At 41.9% G+C, this 2,527-nt stretch carries 1 protein-coding gene; it reads right to left on the reverse strand.

The annotated features are described in order from the left end of the window. The coding region (locus H5072_RS16680) for an amidohydrolase family protein (RefSeq protein WP_182694172.1) at window positions 1-2,527 on the reverse strand (2,527 nt) is incomplete at both ends.

The following is a 2,527-nucleotide window of genomic DNA, read 5'->3' on the forward strand; positions in this document are numbered from 1 at the left end:
CTTCAAAATAAAGTGGTTCGCGTTCTTTTTTACCCACTTCATTCATTGTCTCTGCATTGAATAGTCGACCATTGATCATGGTGTAATCTACTTTATCCGAATCTCGAATATTTTTAAGCGGATCGCCATCTATAACCATTAAATCAGCCAGTTTGCCCACTTCAAGCGAGCCTACGTTTTTATCAAGCCCTAAATACTTAGCCGGATCGAGTGTTGAAGCACGTATTGCCTCAAGCGGTGTCATTCCGCCTTGTGCGAACATCCACATCTCCCAGTGTGCACCTAAGCCTTCACGCTGACCGTGCGCACCTAAGTTAACTAATACACCTAGGTCTTGCAGCTCAGCAGCAACGCGTGCGTTATTAAAGTGATTATAGTGATGATCGGGCGCTTTAATGCGGCGCATAGAGCGTGGTAATAATTGATTTTTTGGCACAAATTTACTTAAACGCGGGTGATTCCACACATCAGTTTTATCGTACCAGTAGTTCTCACCCCAAATGCCACCATAAGCCACTACAAGTGTTGGTGTGTAACCAACATCACTTTGCGACCATAACTGCTTTATATCGTCGTATATGTTCTCTACAGGGATTGAATGCTCAATACCTGTGTGTCCATCTACAATCATACTTAAGTTATGTTGTAATAATGAGCCACCTTCAGGGACAACCATCATTTCAAGTTCACGGCCTGCTTCAATAACTTGTTGGCGCTGCTCTCGGCGTGGCTGGTTATACGATTTAACACTAAACGCCCCTACTTTTTTAAGGCGCTCTAAATGAAATTTAGCATCGTCTAACGAGTCAATATGCGACGTATAACCTGGCATATTTGCGCCATATAAAATAGTACCGGTTGAGAAAATACGCGGGCCAACAATCATGCCTGCCTTTTGCATTTCGCTTGCGGTAAATATTTCAGAGGTATCGTTTGATGGATCGTGAATTGTAGTTACACCCAGCGCTAAACCTGCAAAGTTTTTCCAGTTTTGCTCAGGTATAATTTCACCGCTTGCTTGCGAGCCATGTGCATGAGCATCAACAATACCAGGCATAATTGTTTTGCCTGTTACATCAATAACCTCAGCACCTTTAGGGATGCTTATCTCGCTGGCTGTACCAATTGCTTTGATATGCTTGCCATCGGTGATGATTACACCATTTTCAATAACCTTTTCGCCGTCCATAGTAATAATTTTTGCACCAGTGAGCGCAATCATGCCTTTAGGCTCTGCCATTTTTTTACTGAAACCGATATTATCGCCACTTTTCACTTTAAAGTCGGCATCTTCGGCTTTGTTAATGGCAAACATCCCCTCAAGGCTTGCATGATAAAGTTCAGGCCCTAATGTCCAATAAAGCGTGTTGCTCTTAGCACTCCAGCTAATGTTTTCACCAGCACGTACCGATAACTGCTCTATTGGAAATTGACTGTCTTTAGGCCCAATATTAATTGTTTTACCACTTTGAACAAACGGCGTTACAAATACTTTAAATCGCTCAGCAAAAGCGAGGTATTGCCCATCTGGTGATACTCTAAATTCTGTCGCATGTTCTGACTCGTACAGTTTGCGAACTTTTTTACTTTCAAGCTCAACTACGCTAAGCGTTGGTTTTGGCCAAGGACTCATTATAAAAACGCGATCGTTTGCATCTCCAAATTGTGGTTGATAACCACTTTTTGAAATAAGCTCACTTTTACCGCCTTTTTCGCTTACGCTATAAACCCCCGGATTAAGTGACCACTTAGGGTTTAAAATACTGCCGCCAGTGGCTTTTCGATAAACAACCGTTTTACCATCTGGGCTAAACGTTGGTTCTACGTACTTGCCAGGCTCTTTAGTAACTGTATCACCACGACCACTGCGCGCAGACACAACTCTCACTGACCCTTGTTTGTTATCATCCCATGTGGTGTAAACTATTTTTTTACCATCGCGAGAGTACTGTGGAAATAATTCGTAATGATCTGTTTGCTTTGTTAAACGCTTAATTTTACCCGACTCTAAATCACGTTTATAAATATGTCCAAGCGCTTCAAAAATTGCCGTTTCGCCATCTGGGCTTACTTGCACATTACGCAGCATTTTTACATCAAACTCATCAGTATCTAAGTTTTGTGTAAAGCGCACCGCTTTTTGAATTTTTTTACTTGTTTGCACTTTAAAAGGAATGGTTTTAACAGATTTCTCTGCAACATCTAGCTTGTGAATTGTGCCACCAGCCCAAAACACCAGTTCTTCGTTATCTGGTGTCCATGCAATGGTTGGGTATACACCATGAATAGCCCATGTTTCTTGCATATCTCGCTCAAGCTTATCGTAAAGCTTAGTGTGCTCACCGCTGGTTAAGTCATATAAATAAAGACTAGTTTGAAAATCATCACGCTTTATATAAGCCAGTTTTTTTCCATCAGGTGACGGTGTAGGCCTAATAGCACCGCCCATCGTATCGATTATGGTTTCAATTTCACCCGTTTCACGGTCGTAGCGCTTAATTTTATAAATGCCCGCTACAGAATCCTT

The organism is Pseudoalteromonas sp. SR45-5 (assembly GCF_014163565.1).
Taxonomy (GTDB): domain Bacteria; phylum Pseudomonadota; class Gammaproteobacteria; order Enterobacterales; family Alteromonadaceae; genus Pseudoalteromonas; species Pseudoalteromonas distincta.